Source organism: Streptomyces sedi (assembly GCF_006335015.1).
GTDB classification, from domain to species: Bacteria; Actinomycetota; Actinomycetes; order Streptomycetales; family Streptomycetaceae; genus Streptomyces; species Streptomyces sedi.
Genome location: NZ_VDGT01000005.1, coordinates 104,233 through 121,705, shown reverse-complemented (window position 1 = coordinate 121,705; position 17,473 = coordinate 104,233). Strand labels below are relative to the sequence as shown.

Below are 17,473 nucleotides of genomic sequence, written 5' to 3'. Positions count from 1 at the left end.
TGGGCCTGGCTCGGGGCGCTGCCTCCCGGCGCCGTGTGGGGCGGGCGCCGTTCCCGGTCGGCCTGCCGGAGGAGAAGGAGGCCGCGGCCCTCGGCTGAGGGACGGGGAGACGGGGACCGTCGGGCGCCCGCCCCGGCGGAGCGGGCGGGCGTCAGGCGGCGCGTGGCCGCGCCTCCTGACCGGGCGGCGTCACCGGCAGGCCGGCGGCGCGCCAGGACTGGAAGCCGCCGATCAGATCGGTGGCCCGGCGCAGCCCGAGCGAGCGGAGCGAGGCGGCGGCGAGCGAGGAGGCGTAGCCCTCGTCGCAGAGCACGATCCAGCGCACCTCGGTGTCGACCGCCTGCGGGACGCTGGCCCCGCTGGTCGGGTCGCAGCGCCATTCCAGGTGGTTGCGTTCGATCACCAGCGCCCCGGGCACCGTGCCGTCCTCGGCGCGCTGGTCGTGGATCCTGGTGTCCACCAGCACGGCCCCGGCTCCCCACTCCCGGTAGGCGTCCTCCGCCGTCACGCGGTCCAAGGTGGCGCGTGCCGAGGCGAGTTGGGCCTCGATGGTGGTGCGTCGTCCGGGTGTGTCGTCGTGGTGCGTCCCGGTCCCCCCGGCCCGCTCCGCCTGCGGAGTCCTCTCCATCGCCGCGGTCCCCTCAGTCGTCGACGCCGTCGGTGCGCTCCAGTTGGAGGGCGCCCTCGTCAGTCTCTGTGTAGTACGACATGGTGGCCAGGGCCGGGGCGTAGGCGTGGATGCTCACCGCCGGTTCCGGACCGGGGTTGGTCACCTGGTGCACGTGGCGCGGCCCGAAGGCGCGCACCGCCGGGGGCGTCAGGCTGCGCAGCCGGGGCGGGCGGGGCGCGTCCACTGCCGGCAGGGCGAAGGTGCGTTCGGTCAGCTCGCCCCTGACCACGCCGAACGCGCCCGAGGCGCCGCCGTGGTCGTGGATCTCGGTGCCCTGCCCCGGCAGCCAGGTCAGCAGCCAGACCTCGTGGTCGGCGCCTACCGCCAGCCGCTGGTACCAGCGTTCGGGCCTGGTGAAGCGGACCAGCGGCTCCCACAGCTCCCTCCGGGCGGCGAAGGCACGTACGGTGGCTGCCAGTTCGTGGGGGGTGCGGGGGTTCTCGACGACGGCCGGCGGGGTGGGCGCGACGGTGGGCATGGGAGGACCTCACGGTAGGACGAGGAGCGAGGGGGGTGGGCGCGTGGGGTCGTCGAGCGCGAGGCGGAGGCAGCCGTGCGGACACCGGTGGGCGGCGCCCTCGACTCAGGGGCGATCCTCGAACGGATGGCCGGCCGCTGCCGGCGGGGCCGCGCTCAGCGACGGCCGGGGCGACACAGCGCGCTGGCCACGCGGACGAGGTCCACATGGCACCGCGAGAAAAGGCGCTTGCTGGTCGGCATGGCGAAAGGAGTACCGCGAGAGGCCGGCGGCGGTCAAGTAAGGCTCGGGGGAGGCCCGCTGGGAGGACCCGGGGAAGGGCCGTGCGGGAGAAGGGCGGAGGGCGCGACCCGGGGGCGAACGGCACGCGTTCGGCGTATCGGGAAGTGGACGCCTGCTGTCCGTGATGTGAGACGCGGGAGCGCAATCTTGACGTGCTCCACGGGTACTGGCATCCTCACATATCGTGAGCCAGGCTGAGTTTCTCGTGACGCGGCTGCACGTCGACCTTCGACGGCAGGCCAGCGCGATCTGTGCCGACGCACGCTGACCCTTCGAACAGCGCCCAGCCGACGCTCCTCCCGACGCCGTTCACCCCCGCATCGCCTCCCCGCGTGCGCGACGGGTGACGCCGGCCCACCGGAATCCGTTCGCCCCGTTCCACGCCTCGCGGTCAGACAGCCCCGAGGCGCGCGGAAACGACCGGGCGAACACGTGGCGGACAGACCACCACGCGGGTTCCCGGTGGGCCGGGGAGTTTCGAAGGCTGCCGAGGGTCCCTTTCGGCCCCACCCGTCACAGAAGGCGTTTCCCACGGGAAAGGCAGTGCAGTTCCATGTCCCACAGTTCTCACTCCCCGAGCGCTCACTCCCCGAGCTCCCGCGGTGAATTCGACATCCGTCAGGTGGGCGGCCGTATCGGCGCCGAGATCCTCGGCGTCGACCTCTCCGCGCCCCTCGACCCCGCCGTGGTCAACGAGATCAACGCCGCGCTCATCACGCACAAGGCGCTCTTCTTCCGCGACCAGTCCCTCGACGACGCGGCGCAGCTCAGGTTCGCCTCGCTCTTCGGCGAGTTGACGACCGCCCACCCCACCGTCCCCTCGGCCGAGGGCCAGCCGCACGTGCTGGCGGTCGACGGCGAGGGGGTGCGCTCCAACCGGTGGCACACCGACGTCACCTTCCTGCGCACCCCGCCCCGGGTGACCACGTTGCGCGCCCTCGTGGTCCCGCCGCACGGCGGCAACACCCTGATCGCCAACAGCGCCACCGCCTACCGCGACCTGCCCGAGCCGCTGCGCGAGCTGGCCGACCGCCTCTGGGCCGTCCACACCAACGACCACGACTACGCGGAGCCGAGGACCGAGCGCGCCGCGGAGCACCGCAGGCGGTTCGTCTCCCGCACATACCGCACCGCCCACCCCGTGGTGCGGGTCCACCCGGAGAGCGGCGAACGCGGGCTGTTCATCGGAGGGTTCGCCCAGCGCCTGGTCGGCTTCGACGCCGACGACTCCCGCGACCTGCTGCGCCTGTTCCAGGGCTATGTGACCCGCCCGGAGAACGTCGTCCGCTGGAGCTGGGCCCCCGGCGACCTGGTGGCCTTCGACAACCGCAGTACCCAGCACTACGCGCCCGACGACTACGGCACCCTGCCGCGCCTGCTCCACCGGGTGACGGTCGCGGGAGACGTTCCCGTCGGCGTGGACGGCCGACGCAGCCGTGTCGTCGAGGGCGACGTCGCGGAGCACTACACCCCCGCCTCGGCGGCCTGACCTCCCCGCACCCGGCGCGGACCCGGCGACAGCCACGGTCCGCGCCGGGTGCGACGACCCAAGGAAGGAAGGAGCCGAAGATGCGGCACCTTACCGCGCTCCCCGACCTGTCCGAACTCTCCGACGTGACGGTGACCCTGGCACCGGAGAGCCAGACGGCGGACGGCTCCGTGCCGCTGGTCGGCTATCTGGTGCTGGCCCCGGCCGGGACCCAACCCGCGCAGCTGAGCGAGCTGTTCGCGGCGCAGGCGTCCTCGTCACCCCCCGCCAACCGGCCCGCCGCCGTCCCGCCCGAGGAACGGCCCGCGCCCCGCGGCATCGTGGTGGACACCGAGGAACGCACGGCCTCCGTGGACGGCGCGCCGTTGCAGTTGACCTATCTGGAGTTCGAACTGCTGGCGCACCTGGTGCGCCACCCGCACCGGGTCTACACCCGCGAGTCGCTGGTCGCCACGATCTGGGGCTACGGGCCGGTGGGCGACCAGCGGACCGTGGACGTCCATGTGGCCAGGCTGCGGCGGAAGTTGGGGGCGGCCTACCGGGAGCGCATCGTCACGGTGCGGCGCGTCGGCTACAAGTACGTGCCCCCGGCGAGCTGATTCCCGGCGGACCCCCGGGTGACGCCCCACGGCACCGGCCGTGGGGCGTCACCCGCGTCTCAGCCCGCCAGGGGCAGCGCCGAGTGGCGCCGCACGGCGGCGCGGTAGCGGTCCAGCACGACCCGGGCCAGCTCGGGGGCGGCGCCCAGGACCGGGGCCACCAGGTCGGCGCCCGCCTCCCGCGCGCCGGCCAGGACGCGGTCCGGCAGCCGGCCGGGCGCGATGACGTAGGGCGCGACCGCGACCCGGCGCGCCCCCTCCGCGCGCAACTCCCGCACGGCGCGCCCCGGATCGGGCGCGCCCGCCGAGGCGTACGCCGAGACGACCGCGCCCCAGCCGGCCTCGGCACGCCACCGTTCCGCCAGCCGCTCCAGCGCCGCCCGGCCCCCGAGGTCGGAGGTGCCGGCCGAGGCCAGCACCACCCCCGTCTCCGCACGCGCGGTCAGCGGGCCGCCGTTCGCCTCGGCCAACCGCCGTTCCAGCAGCCCGTTCAGCAGCGGATCGGGGCCCAGCACCTCCGATTGCCACACCGCGAGCCCCGGCAGCCGCGCCCGCTCCCGTGCCAGCAGCTCGGGGAGGTCGGACGCGGCGTGGAAGGCGTGGTTGAGCAGCAGCGGCACCGCCACCACCGCGCGGTGGCCGGCCGCCCGCAGCCCGCCCAGCGCGCCGCCCACCTCCGGCAGCGCGAAGTCCAGGAAGCCGCAGGCCACCTCGGTCCCGCCGGCCGCCGCCCGCACCCTCTCGGTCAGCGCCAGCACCGTCGCCGCGTGGCGCGGGTCCCGACTGCCGTGGGCGACCAGCAGCAGCGCCGGGGAGCCTGTCCGGGTCACGACACCCTGGCCAGCAGCCCTCGGGAGCGCAGCACCCGCCGTTCGAGCGGCGAGAAGAACAGCAGGTCGATCGCCACGCCCACCACCAGGATCAGGATGATGGTGGCCAGCACGCCCGACATGTTCTGCATGGTGCGGTAGTTCTCCATCAACTGCCCGAGCCCCGTGCCCAGATCGGGGGAGTGCACGATCAGCTCGGCCGCCATCAGGGAACGCCAGGAGAACGCCCAGCCCTGCTTCAGCCCCGCCAGGTACCCGGGCAGCGCCGCCGGCAGCAGCACGAACCGCACGCTGCTCAGCCCCCGCGCCCCCAGCATCCGCCCGGCCCGCAGATAGAGCGGCGGGATCTGGTCCACGCCGGCGACGATGCCGTTGGCGATCGAGGGCACGGCGCCGAGCAGCACCACCGCGTAGATGGTGCCGTTGGTCAGCCCGAACCAGATGATCGCCGCCGGCACCCAGGCGATCGACGGCAGTGACTGGAGCCCGGTGAGCACCGGTCCGATCGCCGCGCGCACCAGCTTCACCCTGGCCACCAGCAGCCCCAGCGGGGTGCCGACCGCGATGGCGATCAGAAAGCCGAGGAGGCCGCGCGAGACGCTGGTCCAGATGTACTCAAGGAGCGTGCCCTCCCGCCACATCTCGGCGAAGACCGCGCCCACGTCGCCCGGGCTGGGCAGCAGGTAGTCCGGCTGCACCTCCGCCCAGTAGGTGAGCTGCCACGCCGTCAGCACCAGCGCGATCGCGACGATCGGCGGCAGCACCCGGGTGAGCAGCACCCGCCCGACCGGGACCCGGTCGCCGCCGCCCCCGCTGTCCAACGCGTCCAGTCCCGCCTCAAGGCCCGCCAGGTCACCCGAGGAGTCCGGGCGCCCCCTCGCCTCGGCGGAACCGGCGTCCGCGTCCTTCTCCTCCGCCGCGGTGGCGGCCGTCTCACTGCTGGCCATGGCGGCGGATCTCCTCCCTGAGGCGCTCGGTGATCTCCACCGAGAGCGCGGACACCTCGGCGTCCTCGATGCGGCGCGGGTGTTCGATGTCCACGCGCCACTCGGTGACCACCCGCCCGGGGCGGGAGGAGAGCAGGACGACGCGCTGCGCCAGCCGGACCGCCTCCCGTACGTTGTGCGTGACGAACAGGACCGAGACCCCGGTCTCCGACCAGATCCTGGTCAGCTCCTCGTGCAGCACGTCCCTGGTGATCGCGTCCAGCGCGGCGAACGGCTCGTCCATCAGCAGCAGTTGGCTGTCCTGGGCGAGCGCCCTGGCCAGCGCGACGCGCTGCCGCATCCCGCCGGACAGCTCGTGCACCCGCTTGCCGTACGAGCCGTTCAGCCGCACCAGCGACAGCAGCCGTTCCGCCTCCTCGCGGCGCTCCGCCTTCGGCACGCCGCGCAGCCGCAGCGCCAGCTCGATGTTGCGGCCGGCGGTCAGCCACGGGAAGAGCGCGTGCTCCTGGAACATCAGCGCCGGCCGGCCGCCCGGCACGGAGATCCGCCCGGTGGAGGCGGCGTCCAGCCCGGCGGTCAGGTTCAGCAGCGTGGACTTGCCGCAGCCCGAGGCGCCGATCAGGGTGACGAACTCTCCCGGCGCGACGTCGAGGCTGATGTCGTCCAGTACCAACTGCTGCTTGCCCGGCCGGCCGAAGGACTTCGACACGTGCGCGAAGCGCACCGCGTAGTCCGCTTCGGCCGTGGCGTCCTCGTCGACCGTGCTGTCGAGGGCGAGGGTCATCGGGAGTCACCTCCTGGGTGAGGAACGGATGAACGTGGCGGATGGCCGCGAGGAGCGGTGCGCGACTCAGCCGACGCCCAGGCCGGCGTCGCCGACCTCCGGAAGGCCCTCGTCGGCCAGCACCCCGTTGAGGAGGGACAGGTCGTAGATGCCGCTCAGGTCGGTCTCCTCCAGCAGCCCGACCTCGGTGGCGTTCTCCGCGCCCACCCGCAGCGTCTCGGCCAGCGGGTCGTCCAGGAACTCGACGTGGTCGAACGCCGGGTCCAGCACCTCGGCGGGCAGCTCACTGCCGCCGGGCATCCGGCCCAGCGCCTCGTTGAAGAGCGTCTTGGCCTCGTCCCTGTTGTCGTTGATCCAGGCGTTGGTCCGCACCACGCCGCGCACCACTGCCTCGACGACGTCGGGGTGTTCCTCCAGGAAGTCCTGGGAGGCGATGACGTGGGTGACCACGTAGCGGCCGTCGTCCCACAGCTCGCCCTCGTCCAGCAGGGTCTCGGCGCCACGGCTGACCAGGTTGGCCGCGGTGGGCTCCGGCACCCAGGCGCCGTCGATGTCGCCGCCGTCGAAGGCCGCCGGGATCTCGGAGTTGGCGATCCGCAGCACCGAGACGTCGCCCCGGCCGCTCTGCGGGTCCACCTCGTAGCCCTCGTCGTTGAGATAGCTGAGCAGCGCCACGTCCTGGGTGTTGCCGAGCTGCGGGGTGGCGATCCGCTTGCCGGCCAGGTCGTCGAGCCCGTCGACCGTCTCCGGGTTGACCACCAGCGAGGCGCCGCCGGACGCCGCGCCCGCGACCACCCGCAGGCTCTGGCCGCCGGAGCCGGCGTAGCCGTTGATCGCCGGGTTGGGGCCGATGAAGGTGAGGTCCAGGTCGCCGGCGTTCAGCGCCTCGATGGCCGAGGGGCCGGCGTTGAAGACCTGGGTGGAGATCTCGGTGCCGCCCAGCTCCTCGCGGATGGCGCCGTCGTTGCCCAGGCCGATCACGCCCGTGGCGTGGGTGATGTTGGCGAAGTACCCGATGCGCACCTCGTCGGTGGAGAGCGCGGGACCGCTCGCCGCGCCGTCGGAGGCCGGCTCGTCGTCCTCGGCGTCGGAGCCGTAGCCGCAGGCGGCCAACGGGGTGAGCAGCAGGGCGAGGGCGAGCAGCGGCGCTCTCCGGCGGGAGCGGCGTGACGTGGCGAACATGGCGCGGGTTCCTCTCGGGGACGTGGGCGGTGGCCCACGCGTCGGACGACGTGGCGGACGGGAAGGGGCGGGACGGCGGCGGAGCGGACGCGGGGGTGCGTCAACTCAGCCGGCACATCGCGCTATCCCGCCGTGGCCGGCGCCGAGCGCGCCGCTGCCGACGCGTCCGCCCTCCTTGGCGAAGGTCGAGAAGACATCCCTGAGCATGGTCAGAAGTCCCACCCGTCGTCCGTGGCGCCCGCCTCGGGCCCCGTCGCGGTGTCGGCGAACGCCTCGCCCGCCATGCCGGCGGTCAGTGTCGCGCCGTCGGCCGGGTCCAGCAGCAGGAACGAGCCCGTGGTGCGGGAGAGCGCGTAGTCGTCCAACGCCAGCGGCTCGGCGGTGCGCAGCACCACCCGGCCGATGTCGTTGGCCTCGAGGCGCCCCGGTTCCGGGTGCGGGGAGAGGTCGTCCAGCGTCAGCCGGGACGGGACCTCCCGCACGATCGCCTTGACGGTGCGGGTGGTGTGCTTCAACAGCACCCGGGCGCCCGGCAGCAGCGGACGGTCGTGCAGATGGCAGACGGTGGCCGTCACGTCCTGGCTGGTCGGCGCGGTGGAGCCGGCGGGCGCCAGCAGGTCGCCCCGGGAGATGTCCAGGTCGTCGGCGAGGCTGACCGTCACCGACTGCGGCGCCCAGGCCAGGTCGACCGCCTGCCCCAGCGCGTCGATCCCGGTGACCGTGCTGGTGAGCCCGGAGGGCTGCACGGTGACCCGGTCGCCGACGCGCAGCACGCCGGAGGCCAACTGCCCCGCGTAGCCGCGGAAGTCGGGGTGGTCGGCGGACTGCGGCCGGATCACGTACTGCACGGGGAACCGCGCCGGCTCGGCCGACGGGTCGTGGGCGACGGGCACCGTCTCCAGGTGCTCCAGCACGGTCGGCCCGCCGTACCAGTCCATGGTGGCCGAGGGCGTCACCACGTTGTCCCCGGCCAGCGCCGAGATCGGGATCGCGGTCACGTCCCGGAGGCCGAGCGAGGCCGCGTAGCGGCCGAACTCCTCCGCGATCCGCGCGAAGACCGGCTCCTCGTACCCCACCAGGTCCATCTTGTTGACCGCCAGCACCACCTGCGGCACCCGCAGCAGCGCGGCGACCGCCGCGTGCCTGCGGGTCTGCTCCACCACGCCGTTGCGCGCGTCGACCAGGATGATCGCCAGCTCGGCCGTGGAGGCGCCGGTCACCATGTTGCGCGTGTACTGCACGTGCCCCGGGGTGTCGGCCAGGATGAACCGGCGGCGCGGGGTGGCGAAGTAGCGGTAGGCCACGTCGATGGTGATGCCCTGCTCCCGCTCGGCGCGCAGCCCGTCGGTGAGCAGCGCCAGGTCGGGCGCGGTCTGGCCCCGGTTGCGTGAGGCCAGCTCGACGGCGGCCAGCTGGTCGCTGAGCACCGACTTGGAGTCGTGCAGCAGCCGCCCCACCAGCGTCGACTTGCCGTCGTCGACGGAGCCGGCGGTGGCGAAGCGCAGCAGGGAGGTGGCGGATATCGCCGCCGTGTCGGCGGTCTCGGCCGCGGTCATCAGAAGTACCCCTCGCGCTTGCGGTCCTCCATGGCGGCCTCCGACAGCTTGTCGTCGGCCCGGGTCGCGCCCCGCTCGGTGAGCCGGGAGGCGGCGATCTCGACGATGATCTGCTCGACGGTCTCCGCCTCCGACTCCACCGCGCCGGTGCAGGACATGTCGCCGACGGTGCGGTACCGCACCCGGCGGGAGGCCACCGGCTCGCCGTCCTTCGGGCCGCCCCAGTCGCCCGGGGCCAGCCACATCCCGTCGCGGCGGAAGACGTCGCGCCGGTGGGCGAAGTAGATCTCCGGGATCTCGATCTTCTCCCTGGCGATGTACTGCCAGACGTCCAGCTCGGTCCAGTTGGAGAGCGGGAAGACCCGCACGTGCTCGCCGGGCGCGTGCCGCCCGTTGTACAGCTGCCACAGCTCGGGCCGCTGCCGGCGCGGGTCCCAGCCGCCGAACTCGTCGCGCAGCGAGAACACCCGCTCCTTGGCCCTGGCCTTCTCCTCGTCGCGCCGGCCGCCGCCGAAGACCGCGTCGAAGCGGTTGCCCTCGATGGCCCGCAGCAGCGGAACGGTCTGGAGCGGGTTGCGGGTGCCGTCGGGGCGTTCGCGCAACTCGCCGCTGTCGATGAGGTCCTGCACCAGCGCCACGGTCAGCCGCAGCCCGTGCCGCGCCACCACCCGGTCGCGGTAGGCGAGGACCTCGGGGAAGTTGTGCCCGGTGTCGACGTGCAGCAGGGAGAACGGCGGCGGCGCCGGCGCGAACGCCTTGAGCGCCAGGTGCAGCATGACGATCGAGTCCTTGCCACCGGAGAAGAGGATCACCGGACGCTCGAACTCCCCGGCGACCTCGCGGAAGATGTGGACCGCCTCCGACTCCAGCACGTCCAGGTGGGAGAGGGCGAAGGGCCCGCCGGTTCCTTCGGTGACCGGGACTGCCGCCGTCATGGGGGGTTCCTCTCGTTCGCCGGTTCGGTCTCTCGCGCCACCCGGGGCCGCGCGCTCCGTGCTCCGCGCCGTGCCGCTCACGCCAGCCCCCGCGCGGTCAGCAGCGCGTGGAGCGCGGCGGCCGAGTCGGCGACCGGCCGCTCGTGGGTCTCGATCCGCAGCTCGGGGTCGACGGGGGCCTCGTAGGGGTCGTCGACGCCGGTCAGCCCGGTCAGTTCGCCGCTGGCCTGCTTGGCGTACAGGCCCTTGACGTCCCGTGCGGAGCAGACCTCGACCGGGGTGGCGACATGCACCTCCAGATAGCGGGTGCCGGCGGCCTCGTGGTGCTTGCGGACGGCCTCCCTGCTGTCGGCGTACGGCGCGATCGCGGGGACCAGGGCCTTCACGCCGTGCGAGGCGAGGAGTTCGGCGACGAAGCCGATCCGCCGCACGTTGGTGTGCCGGTCCTCGCGGGAGAAGCCGAGGCCGGCGGAGAGGAACGCGCGGATCTCGTCGCCGTCGAGCACCTCGACGCGGTGGCCCTCGGCGGTCAGCCGCTCGGCCAGCGCCCGCGCGAGGGTGGTCTTGCCGGCGCTGGGCAGGCCGGTGAGCCAGACGGTGGCGCCCAGGTCGGTCCCGCTCATCTCCGTACTCCTCGTCTCCCGTTGCCCGTCGGTGTCGTCTCGCCCATCAGCCGTGCAGCCCGCACTCGGTCTTGCCGAGCCCCGACCAGCGGCCGGCCCGCGCGTCCTCGCCCTCGACGACGCGGCGGGTGCAGGGCTCGCAGCCGACCGAGGCGTAGCCGTCCTGGAGCAGCGGGTTGGTCAGCACGCCGTGCTCGGCGACGTAACGTTCCACGTCCTCCTGGGTCCAGCGGGCGATCGGCGCGACCTTGACCTTGCCCCGGCGCTCGTCCCAGCCGACGACCGGCGTGTGGGCCCGGGTCGGCGACTCGTCGCGGCGCAGCCCGGTGGCCCACGCCTCGTAGCCGGCCAGGCCGCGCTCCAGGACCGCGACCTTCCGCAGCGCGCAGCAGCGGTCCGGGTCGCGCGCGTACAGGTGCGGGCCGAACTCGGCGTCCTGCTCGGCGACGGTCCGCTCGGGCGTGAGCGTCAGCACGTTGACGTTCATCGAGGCGGCCACCGCGTCGCGGGTGCCGATGGTCTCGGTGAAGTGGTAGCCGGTGTCGAGGAAGACCACGTCCACACCCGGCCTGGCGCGGGAGGCGAGATGCGCGACGACCGCGTCCTCCATCGACGAGGTCACGCAGAACCGGTCGCCGAAGGTGTCGGCGGCCCAGCGCAGCACGGTGAGCGCGTCGGCCTCCTCCAGCTCGCGCCCGGCGTGCTCCGCCAGCGCGCGCAGCTCCTCCGCACGCGCTCGTCCTGTCGTTCCGGTATCCATCGCGGCCTCCTCAACCACCGTCGGCCGCGCCGCCGTCGGGGGACGTCGCGGCCACCCCGCCGGCCAGCAGGCCGAGGAACGACAGCCGGAACGCCCGGTTGCAGGCGGCGCATTCCCAGGACCCGGGGCCCGCCTCGCTGGGGCGCAGGTCCTCCTCGGCGCAGTAGGGGCAGTAGAACGGGGCGGCGCGTTCGCTCACTTCAGGTCCCCCTCGTCCGCGCGGGCCACCCACTGGGCGAAGCGCTCGCCGGGCTCCCGCTGCGCTGAGTAGGCCCGCACCACCCGCTCGACGTAGTCGGCGAGCCCGGCGGCGGTGACCTTCAGCCCCCTGACCTTGCGGCCGAACGACGGGTCGAGGCCGAGTGAACCGCCCAGGTGCACCTGGAAGCCCTCGACCTGCCGGCCGTCGTCGTCCCGCACCAGCTGCCCCTTGAGACCGATGTCCGCCACCTGGATGCGGGCGCAGGAGTTGGGGCAGCCGTTGATGTTGATGGTGAGCGGCTCGTCGAACTCGGGCAGCCTGCGCTCCAGCTCCTCGATCAGCCAGGAGCCGCGGGCCTTGGTCTCGACGATCGCCAGCTTGCAGAACTCGATCCCGGTGCACGCCATGGTGCCGCGCCGGAACGTGGAGGGCCGGCTGGTCAGGCCCAGCGTCTCCAACTCGTCGGCCAGCGGCTCGACCTGGTCCTCGGGCACGTCCAGGATCAGCATCTTCTGCTGGACGGTGGTCCGCACCCGGCCGGAGCCGTGTGCCTCGGCGAGGTCGGCGATCTTGGTGAGCGTGGTGCCGTCCACCCGGCCGACGCGGGGCGCGAAGCCCACGTAGAACCGCCCGTCCTTCTGCGGGTGCGCCCCCATGTGGTCGCGCCACTCGCCGGGCGGCTGCTCGGGCGCCGGGCCGTCGACGAGCCGGCGCAGCAGGTACTCGTCCTCCAGCACCCGGCGGAACTTCTCCGCGCCCCAGTCGGCCAGCAGGTACTTCAGCCGGGCGCGGTTGCGCAGCCGCCGGTAGCCGTAGTCGCGGAAGACGCCCACGACACCCTCGTGCACGTCGGCGACCTCCTCCAACGGGACCCAGGCGCCGAGCCGTTCACCGATCCTCGGGTTGGTGGAGAGCCCGCCGCCGACCCACAGGTCGAAGCCGGGGCCGCGCTCGGGGTGGACCACGCCGACGAAGGAGACGTCCTGGATCTCGTGGGCCACGTCCAGCAGCGGGGAACCGGAGATCGCCGTCTTGAACTTGCGGGGGAGGTTGGAGTACGCCTTGTTGCCGATCACCCGGCGCTGGATGGCCTCGATGGCGGGCGTGCCGTCGATGATCTCGTCGGCCGCGATACCGGCGACGGGGGAGCCGACGATCACCCGGGGGGTGTCGCCGCAGGCCTCGGTGGTGGAGAGCCCGACGCCCTCCAGGCGCCGCCAGATCTCCGGCATGTCCTCGATGCGGATCCAGTGGTACTGCACGTTCTGCCGGTCGGTGATGTCGGCCGTGCCGCGCGCGAACTCCTGCGATATCTCGCCCACCACCCGCAGCTGCTCGGTGGTGAGCAGCCCGCCGTCGATGCGGACCCGCAGCATGAAGAACTCGTCGTCCAGCTCCTCCGGCTCCAGGATCGCGGTCTTGCCGCCGTCGATGCCGGGGCGCCGCTGGGTGTACAGGCCCCACCAGCGCATCCGGCCGCGCAGGTCGGCGCCGTCGATGGAGTCGAAGCCGCGCCGCGAGTAGATCGTCTCGATGCGTGTCCGCACATTGAGACCGTCGTCGTCCTTCTTGGTCTGCTCGTTGGCGTTGAGGGGGGTGAGGTGCCCCGCGGCCCACTGCCCCTCGCCACGGTGGCGGCCGGCCTTGCGGCGGGAGGTCCCGACGGGCTTCTGGACGGAGTCCGACATGGTCACGGTCTTTCTGTGGGCAGCCGACAGGCTCCGCCCGGGAGTCCGCCGCGACGGCGCGGCGGGCAGGGCAGAGTCGAGGGCGGCGGGAACGGTCGCCGGCACAGCGGTGCCGGGGCGGAGGAACCGGGCGGCGCCCAGGGCGCGGCGCGCGGGCGCTCGTTACGGGGAACAGATGGCGCTGGACATCCGACCGAGATCAACATGGCGACGGCTCACCAAGGCAATTCCCGCTCGCAACATGACGGCAGCGTTGCACGCGGCCACGCGCCCGTCCACCATTGTCCGCGATTCGGACATGGGTGTCTCGCTATGCGGGCGCGTGGGCGGCGACGGCGGTGCGGGCGGCGGTGCGGTGTCGGGGCAGGCCGCAGCCCCGGGGTGTGGGACGCCCGGGGCCGCAGGTGGGGGTGCGGCGGTGGATCAGCAGCGCAGCAGGCGATCCACCAGGTCGCGGTAGTCGCGCAGCGCGGTACGTCGCTCCTCGGTCGTCGCGCCCGTCGCGTCCCCCTCGGACTGCCAGCCGTCGCGCAGCGCCCTGCGCCGGTGCGCCAACTCCTCGGTCAGCCGCGCCACCGCCTCCTCCAACGCGGCGTCGGCGCGGGCCACCGACCTCGCCGGGTCGTCGACGAAGCCGGCGACCGCCTCGCCCAGCTCGGCGCGGAGCGCGTCGGCGGCCTCCGCCGGGAACATCGGCGCGGTGGCCAGCCGTTCCGGCTCGGGGGCCAGCGGGTCGAACGCGGCGCGCGCGGCGGGCGGTTCCGCGGTCCCGCCCATGCCGGTCGCGGAGGTCCCCCTGTCGTCGGAGGTCCGTTCGCCGTCGGAAGTCCGTTCGCCGGCGTCCGAGCCCTCGGGCGGCTTCTCGTGGCTCACGTTCTCGTCGCTCACGGGTCGCTCCGGTCTCTCGGGGGCGGGCGTGTCCCCGGCCCCGCTCGGGGGCGCGGACGCGGTCTCGCTCCCGGTCTCGGGCGCCGGTTTCCCGGGGCGGTCGTCGCCCTTCCAAATCAGCCGCATCAGGACTCGCTCCCCGTGCCGGTGCCGGTCGCCGCGTTCGGGGCCGGGCTGTCGGCGCCGGTCGTCGCCGCGGCCTCGGGGCGCTCGTCCAGCAGCGCGTCGAACAGCCGGCGCGCCGCCAGCAGCGCGGACCGCAGGTCCTCGGTCCTTTCGGCGTCCCGGCCCGGATCCTCCCGGCCGGCCAGCAGATGCACCTGCCGGTAGCCGTCGACATGCTGCGGATGGTGGACCGAGACGGCGGCCAACTGCTCGCCGTAGCCGTCGGACGGGTAGCCGCGTTCCCTGATCAGCTGGTTGAGCAGCTGGTCGGCCTCGGCGATCGCGCCGGCGGGGGAGTCGACGAACTGCTCCTGCGCCCTGGCCCACCGGGACCGGTACCGCTCGTGCGCTCCCGCCGGCAGCGCGGCGGGGCGGAAGCGCCGGTGCCGGCGCAGCCGGGTGCCCAGCTCCCGGTGGGCGGCCTTGGTGTCCCCCTGGTGCCGCGCCACGGCCCGCTCGTACTCGGGGCCGAAACGCCGCCGCAGCATGGCGCCGCCCGGTGCCGAAGTGGACCGGACCAGCGCCAGCGCGACGGCGGCGAGGACCGCCACGCTCAGGATGATGATGATCAAGACTGCCATGACGTCCCTTTCGCAGAGATCCTCTCGGCGAGGTTGACATCCAAGCGCGTTACCGGTCCGAGACCTTCCAAACCTCCCCGCACGCAACGGAGTTGACTTCGACGCGCGGTGCGGGCGCCGGCGTTCAGCCGGCCTCCGCCACGGCGGCCCTGGCCACCACGGCGCCCAGGTCGCCGCCCGCCAGCGTGCCGAACGCGCCGCCCCGTTCGGCACCGAGACGGGAGGCGCAGAACGCGTCCGCCACCTCGGGGGGCGCGAACCGCACCAGGAGCGCGCCCTGCAACACCAGCGCGAGCCGTTCCGCGATCCGCCGCGCCCTGACCTCCACCCCCTCCAGGTCCGACAGCTCCGTCAGCAGGTCCTTGAGCGCGGCGTCCAGCCGGTGGTCGGCGCCGGCCGCCTGGCCGACCTCGGTGAGATAGGCGTTGAGCGCGCCCGGTTCCTGGGAGAGCGCGCGCAGCGCGTCGAGCGCCTGCACGTTGCCCGAGCCCTCCCAGAGCGAGTTGAGCGGCGACTCGCGCAGCAGCCGGGGGAGCCCGGAGTCCTCGACATAGCCGTTGCCGCCCAGGCACTCCAGCGCCTCGGCGACCATCGGGGTGCAGCGCTTGGTGACCCAGTACTTGGCCGCGGGCACCGCCAGCCGCAGCAGATGGCGGGCGTGGGCGCTGCCGGCCGCCGCCGCGTCGGCGGCCGAGGCCAGCCGCAGCGCGAGCGCGGTGGCCGCCTCCGACTCCAGCGCCAGGTCGGCCAGCACGTTGCGCATCAGCGGCTTGTCGGCCAGCGGACCGCCGAACGCCGAACGGTGCGCCGTGTGGTGGATCGCGCGGGTCAGCGCCTGCCGCATCAGCGCGGCCGAGCCGCTGACGCAGTCGATCCTGGTCGCCGCGACCATCTCGATGATGGTGGGCACCCCCCGCCCCTCCTCGCCGACCAGCCACGCGAGGGTCCCACCGTCGAACTCCACCTCGGCCGAGGCGTTCGAACGGTTGCCCAGCTTGTCCTTGAGCCGCTGGAGCCGGAAGGCGTTGCGCGTGCCGTCGGGCAGCACGCGGGGCAGCAGAAAGCAGCTCAGCCCGGCAGGCGCCTGGGCCAGTACCAGGAACGCGTCCGACATCGGCGCCGAACAGAACCACTTGTGGCCCGTCAACCGGTAGAGGCCCGGCTCGCCCGCGGGCTCGGCGCGGGTCGTGTTGGCCCGCACGTCGGAGCCGCCCTGCTTCTCCGTCATGCCCATCCCGGCGAGCGCGCCGCCCTTCTCGACCGCCGTCGCCTCCAGCCCCGGGCGGTAGCCGCGGGAGGTGAGCAACGGCTCCCAGACGGCGGCGAGTTCCGGCGAGGCGCGCAGCGTCGGCACCGCCGCATGGGTCATCGAGACGGGGCAGCCATGCCCCGCCTCGACCTGGGTCCACACCATGAATCCGGCCGTTCTGCGCAACTGGCCGGAAGGGCGCGACCACGCGTCCGTCAGCCCCGCGCCCACGGCGCGCTCCAGCAGCGCGTGCCACGCCGGATGAAACTCCACCTCGTCGACCCGACGGCCGACCGCGTCGAAAACCCGCAGGACAGGCGGGTTCTCGTGGGCCAGTCTTCCCCATTCGGCGGCCTCGGCCGAGCCGGCCGAGCGGCCGAGCGCGCGGAGCTCCGCGGTGGCCTCCTCGGCCACCTCGGGCGTCACCTGGCGGGCGAAGCCCTCGACGAGTGCGGCGTCGGAGGAGAAGACGTCGTGGCCGAGGAGCGGCGGGACCTGGTTGGTGACCGCGTGGGTGCTGGGCGTCATGGACCCACGTTAGGGGGAGCCGGTCGCCCCGTCACGCCGACAACCCGCTCACCAGGGAGTACCGATCGCCGACTCCCCTAGTACAGTGGGGCGTTCGCGGCGAAGGCAGGGAGCGACACATGGAGTGGGAGCTGGATTCCGCAGACACCCTCAGCGAGCTGAGTCCGCCTCCGATGGCGCTGGATTTTCGCCAGACCGGGCCAACTGTGCCCCGGATGATTCTGGGCAATCGGCTGCGTGCGCTCCGCGAGGCCCAGCGCATCACCGGCGCCGACGCCGGGCGTGAGATCAGAGCCTCGCACTCCAAGATCAGCCGTCTGGAGATGGGCCGCATCGGCTTCAAGCACCGCGACGTGGACGACCTGCTCACCCTCTACGGCGTGTACGACACGGCGGAACGCGCCACCCTCCAGGCACTGGTCCGCGAGTCCAACAGCCAGGGCTGGTGGAACTTCTACCACGACGTGGTGCCGAGCTGGCTGCACATGTACCTGGGCCTGGAGCAGGCCGCGACCGTGATCCGCGGCTACGAGCTCCAGTTCGTCCCCGGACTCCTCCAGACCGAGGACTACGCCCGCGCGGTGATCGGCCTCGACCCGGACACCCCGGAGCGGCGGGAGCGCAAGGTCCAGCTGCGGATGGCGCGCCAGCACGTGCTCCACCGGGACCGGCCCCCGACCCTCTGGGTGATCGTCGACGAGGCGGCGCTGCGCCGTTCGATGGGCGGCCGGGCGCTGATGCGCGGGCAGTTGACCCATCTGATAGAGGCGACGCGGATGCCGCACGTCACGGTCCAGGTGGTGCCGTTCGCCGCCGGCGCGCACTCGGCGATCGCCGGCCCGGTGACCGTGCTGCGCCCGCCGGGCGGGGAGCTGCCCGACGTGGTCTACCTGGAGCAGCTCACCGGTGGCGCCTACCCGGACAAGCCGAGCGAGGCCGAGCAGTACCGGCACGTGATGAACCGGCTGGCGGTCGAGGCCCTGCCGCCCGAGGAGACCGAGCGGTTCCTGTGGGAGGCGCTGCGCGAGCTGTGACCC

20 protein-coding genes are annotated in these 17,473 nt (G+C 73.6%); 4 read left to right on the top strand and 16 right to left on the bottom strand.

What is annotated here, in order from left to right:
- Positions 1–151: 151 nt before the first annotated feature.
- Both FH715_RS08920 and FH715_RS08915 read right to left on the bottom strand, forming a co-directional pair.
- Positions 152–628 carry a rhodanese-like domain-containing protein gene (locus tag FH715_RS08920; RefSeq protein ID WP_139642614.1) on the bottom strand — a complete coding sequence of 159 codons (477 nt, stop codon included), beginning with the start codon at positions 626–628 and terminating at the stop codon, positions 152–154.
- Between the two features lie 13 nt (positions 629–641).
- Complete coding sequence (locus tag FH715_RS08915; protein WP_139642611.1) at positions 642–1,148, bottom strand: cysteine dioxygenase; 507 nt, start codon at positions 1,146–1,148, stop codon at positions 642–644.
- 466 nt (positions 1,149–1,614) lie between these two features.
- Between FH715_RS08915 and FH715_RS29515 the strand changes: the two genes are divergently transcribed.
- From FH715_RS29515 to FH715_RS08900, 3 genes are all read left to right on the top strand, one after another.
- Entirely contained in the window at positions 1,615–1,698 is an 84-nt protein-coding gene (locus FH715_RS29515) for a putative leader peptide (RefSeq protein WP_369333353.1), read from the top strand.
- 285 nt (positions 1,699–1,983) lie between these two features.
- On the top strand, positions 1,984–2,919 hold the full coding sequence (locus FH715_RS08905; protein WP_139642610.1) for a TauD/TfdA dioxygenase family protein: 936 nt from the start codon (positions 1,984–1,986) through the stop codon (positions 2,917–2,919).
- Positions 2,916–3,518: a winged helix-turn-helix domain-containing protein gene (locus tag FH715_RS08900; RefSeq protein WP_425472699.1), complete on the top strand. Its 603-nt coding sequence runs from the start codon at positions 2,916–2,918 to the stop codon at positions 3,516–3,518. The genes FH715_RS08905 and FH715_RS08900 overlap by 4 nt, the downstream gene beginning before the upstream one ends.
- Before the next feature lie 59 nt (positions 3,519–3,577).
- On the opposite strand, the gene FH715_RS08895 is transcribed toward FH715_RS08900, so the two are convergent.
- The 14 genes from FH715_RS08895 to FH715_RS08830 all read right to left on the bottom strand — a co-directional run bounded on the left by FH715_RS08895 (position 3,578) and on the right by FH715_RS08830 (position 16,436).
- On the bottom strand, positions 3,578–4,348 hold the full coding sequence (locus FH715_RS08895; protein ID WP_139642604.1) for a sirohydrochlorin chelatase: 771 nt from the start codon (positions 4,346–4,348) through the stop codon (positions 3,578–3,580).
- Entirely contained in the window at positions 4,345–5,295 is a 951-nt protein-coding gene (locus tag FH715_RS08890) for an ABC transporter permease (protein ID WP_139642601.1), read from the bottom strand. The genes FH715_RS08895 and FH715_RS08890 overlap by 4 nt, the downstream gene beginning before the upstream one ends.
- Positions 5,282–6,079, bottom strand: coding sequence for an ABC transporter ATP-binding protein (locus tag FH715_RS08885; protein WP_139642598.1), 798 nt, complete (start codon positions 6,077–6,079; stop codon positions 5,282–5,284). The genes FH715_RS08890 and FH715_RS08885 overlap by 14 nt, the downstream gene beginning before the upstream one ends.
- Positions 6,080–6,145: 66 nt before the next feature.
- Entirely contained in the window at positions 6,146–7,261 is a 1,116-nt protein-coding gene (locus FH715_RS08880; protein ID WP_139642594.1) for an ABC transporter substrate-binding protein, read from the bottom strand.
- A 209-nt stretch (positions 7,262–7,470) separates the two neighbouring features.
- Complete coding sequence (locus FH715_RS08870) at positions 7,471–8,817, bottom strand: sulfate adenylyltransferase subunit 1 (protein ID WP_139642588.1); 1,347 nt, start codon at positions 8,815–8,817, stop codon at positions 7,471–7,473.
- Positions 8,817–9,752 (bottom strand): sulfate adenylyltransferase subunit CysD, encoded by a 936-nt coding sequence (gene cysD, locus FH715_RS08865; RefSeq protein ID WP_139642585.1) that lies wholly within the window; start codon positions 9,750–9,752, stop codon positions 8,817–8,819. Before cysD ends, FH715_RS08870 begins: the two co-directional genes overlap by 1 nt.
- Positions 9,753–9,829: 77 nt before the next feature.
- A complete protein-coding gene (gene cysC, locus FH715_RS08860) occupies positions 9,830–10,375 on the bottom strand; it encodes an adenylyl-sulfate kinase (RefSeq protein ID WP_139642582.1) in 546 nt (181 codons plus the stop codon).
- A gap of 46 nt (positions 10,376–10,421) precedes the next feature.
- Complete coding sequence (locus FH715_RS08855; RefSeq protein WP_139642580.1) at positions 10,422–11,135, bottom strand: phosphoadenylyl-sulfate reductase; 714 nt, start codon at positions 11,133–11,135, stop codon at positions 10,422–10,424.
- Positions 11,136–11,145: 10 nt separating this feature from the next.
- Positions 11,146–11,334: a hypothetical protein gene (locus FH715_RS08850; protein WP_139642578.1), complete on the bottom strand. Its 189-nt coding sequence runs from the start codon at positions 11,332–11,334 to the stop codon at positions 11,146–11,148.
- A complete protein-coding gene (locus tag FH715_RS08845) occupies positions 11,331–13,025 on the bottom strand; it encodes a nitrite/sulfite reductase (protein ID WP_139642573.1) in 1,695 nt (564 codons plus the stop codon). Before FH715_RS08845 ends, FH715_RS08850 begins: the two co-directional genes overlap by 4 nt.
- Positions 13,026–13,187: 162 nt before the next feature.
- On the bottom strand, positions 13,188–13,268 hold the full coding sequence (locus FH715_RS29510) for a putative leader peptide (RefSeq protein ID WP_425472698.1): 81 nt from the start codon (positions 13,266–13,268) through the stop codon (positions 13,188–13,190).
- A 180-nt stretch (positions 13,269–13,448) separates the two neighbouring features.
- Positions 13,449–13,913, bottom strand: coding sequence for a hypothetical protein (locus FH715_RS08840; RefSeq protein ID WP_139642570.1), 465 nt, complete (start codon positions 13,911–13,913; stop codon positions 13,449–13,451).
- Between the two features lie 125 nt (positions 13,914–14,038).
- On the bottom strand, positions 14,039–14,659 hold the full coding sequence (locus FH715_RS08835; RefSeq protein WP_139642566.1) for a hypothetical protein: 621 nt from the start codon (positions 14,657–14,659) through the stop codon (positions 14,039–14,041).
- 124 nt (positions 14,660–14,783) lie between these two features.
- Positions 14,784–16,436, bottom strand: coding sequence for an acyl-CoA dehydrogenase family protein (locus FH715_RS08830; protein WP_139642564.1), 1,653 nt, complete (start codon positions 16,434–16,436; stop codon positions 14,784–14,786).
- A gap of 215 nt (positions 16,437–16,651) precedes the next feature.
- Between FH715_RS08830 and FH715_RS08825 the strand changes: the two genes are divergently transcribed.
- Positions 16,652–17,470, top strand: coding sequence for a helix-turn-helix domain-containing protein (locus tag FH715_RS08825; RefSeq protein WP_342782166.1), 819 nt, complete (start codon positions 16,652–16,654; stop codon positions 17,468–17,470).
- The last annotated feature ends 3 nt before the right edge of the window (positions 17,471–17,473 follow it).

Excerpts from the sequence above, each read along its gene's own strand:
- FH715_RS08890 (WP_139642601.1), bottom strand. The coding sequence starts at position 5,295 with ATGGCCAGCAGTGAGACGGCCGCCACCGCGGCGGAGGAGAAGGACGCG.
- FH715_RS29510 (WP_425472698.1), bottom strand. The coding sequence starts at position 13,268 with ATGTTGCGAGCGGGAATTGCCTTGGTGAGCCGTCGCCATGTTGATCTC.
- FH715_RS08835 (WP_139642566.1), bottom strand. The coding sequence starts at position 14,659 with ATGGCAGTCTTGATCATCATCATCCTGAGCGTGGCGGTCCTCGCCGCC.
- FH715_RS08855 (WP_139642580.1), bottom strand. The coding sequence starts at position 11,135 with ATGGATACCGGAACGACAGGACGAGCGCGTGCGGAGGAGCTGCGCGCG.
- FH715_RS08880 (WP_139642594.1), bottom strand. The coding sequence starts at position 7,261 with ATGTTCGCCACGTCACGCCGCTCCCGCCGGAGAGCGCCGCTGCTCGCC.
- FH715_RS08905 (WP_139642610.1), top strand. The coding sequence starts at position 1,984 with ATGTCCCACAGTTCTCACTCCCCGAGCGCTCACTCCCCGAGCTCCCGC.
- FH715_RS08915 (WP_139642611.1), bottom strand. The coding sequence starts at position 1,148 with ATGCCCACCGTCGCGCCCACCCCGCCGGCCGTCGTCGAGAACCCCCGC.
- FH715_RS08845 (WP_139642573.1), bottom strand. The coding sequence starts at position 13,025 with ATGTCGGACTCCGTCCAGAAGCCCGTCGGGACCTCCCGCCGCAAGGCC.
- cysC (WP_139642582.1), bottom strand. The coding sequence starts at position 10,375 with ATGAGCGGGACCGACCTGGGCGCCACCGTCTGGCTCACCGGCCTGCCC.
- FH715_RS08920 (WP_139642614.1), bottom strand. The coding sequence starts at position 628 with ATGGAGAGGACTCCGCAGGCGGAGCGGGCCGGGGGGACCGGGACGCAC.
- FH715_RS08885 (WP_139642598.1), bottom strand. The coding sequence starts at position 6,079 with ATGACCCTCGCCCTCGACAGCACGGTCGACGAGGACGCCACGGCCGAA.
- FH715_RS08830 (WP_139642564.1), bottom strand. The coding sequence starts at position 16,436 with ATGACGCCCAGCACCCACGCGGTCACCAACCAGGTCCCGCCGCTCCTC.
- FH715_RS08825 (WP_342782166.1), top strand. The coding sequence starts at position 16,652 with ATGATTCTGGGCAATCGGCTGCGTGCGCTCCGCGAGGCCCAGCGCATC.
- FH715_RS08870 (WP_139642588.1), bottom strand. The coding sequence starts at position 8,817 with ATGACCGCGGCCGAGACCGCCGACACGGCGGCGATATCCGCCACCTCC.
- cysD (WP_139642585.1), bottom strand. The coding sequence starts at position 9,752 with ATGACGGCGGCAGTCCCGGTCACCGAAGGAACCGGCGGGCCCTTCGCC.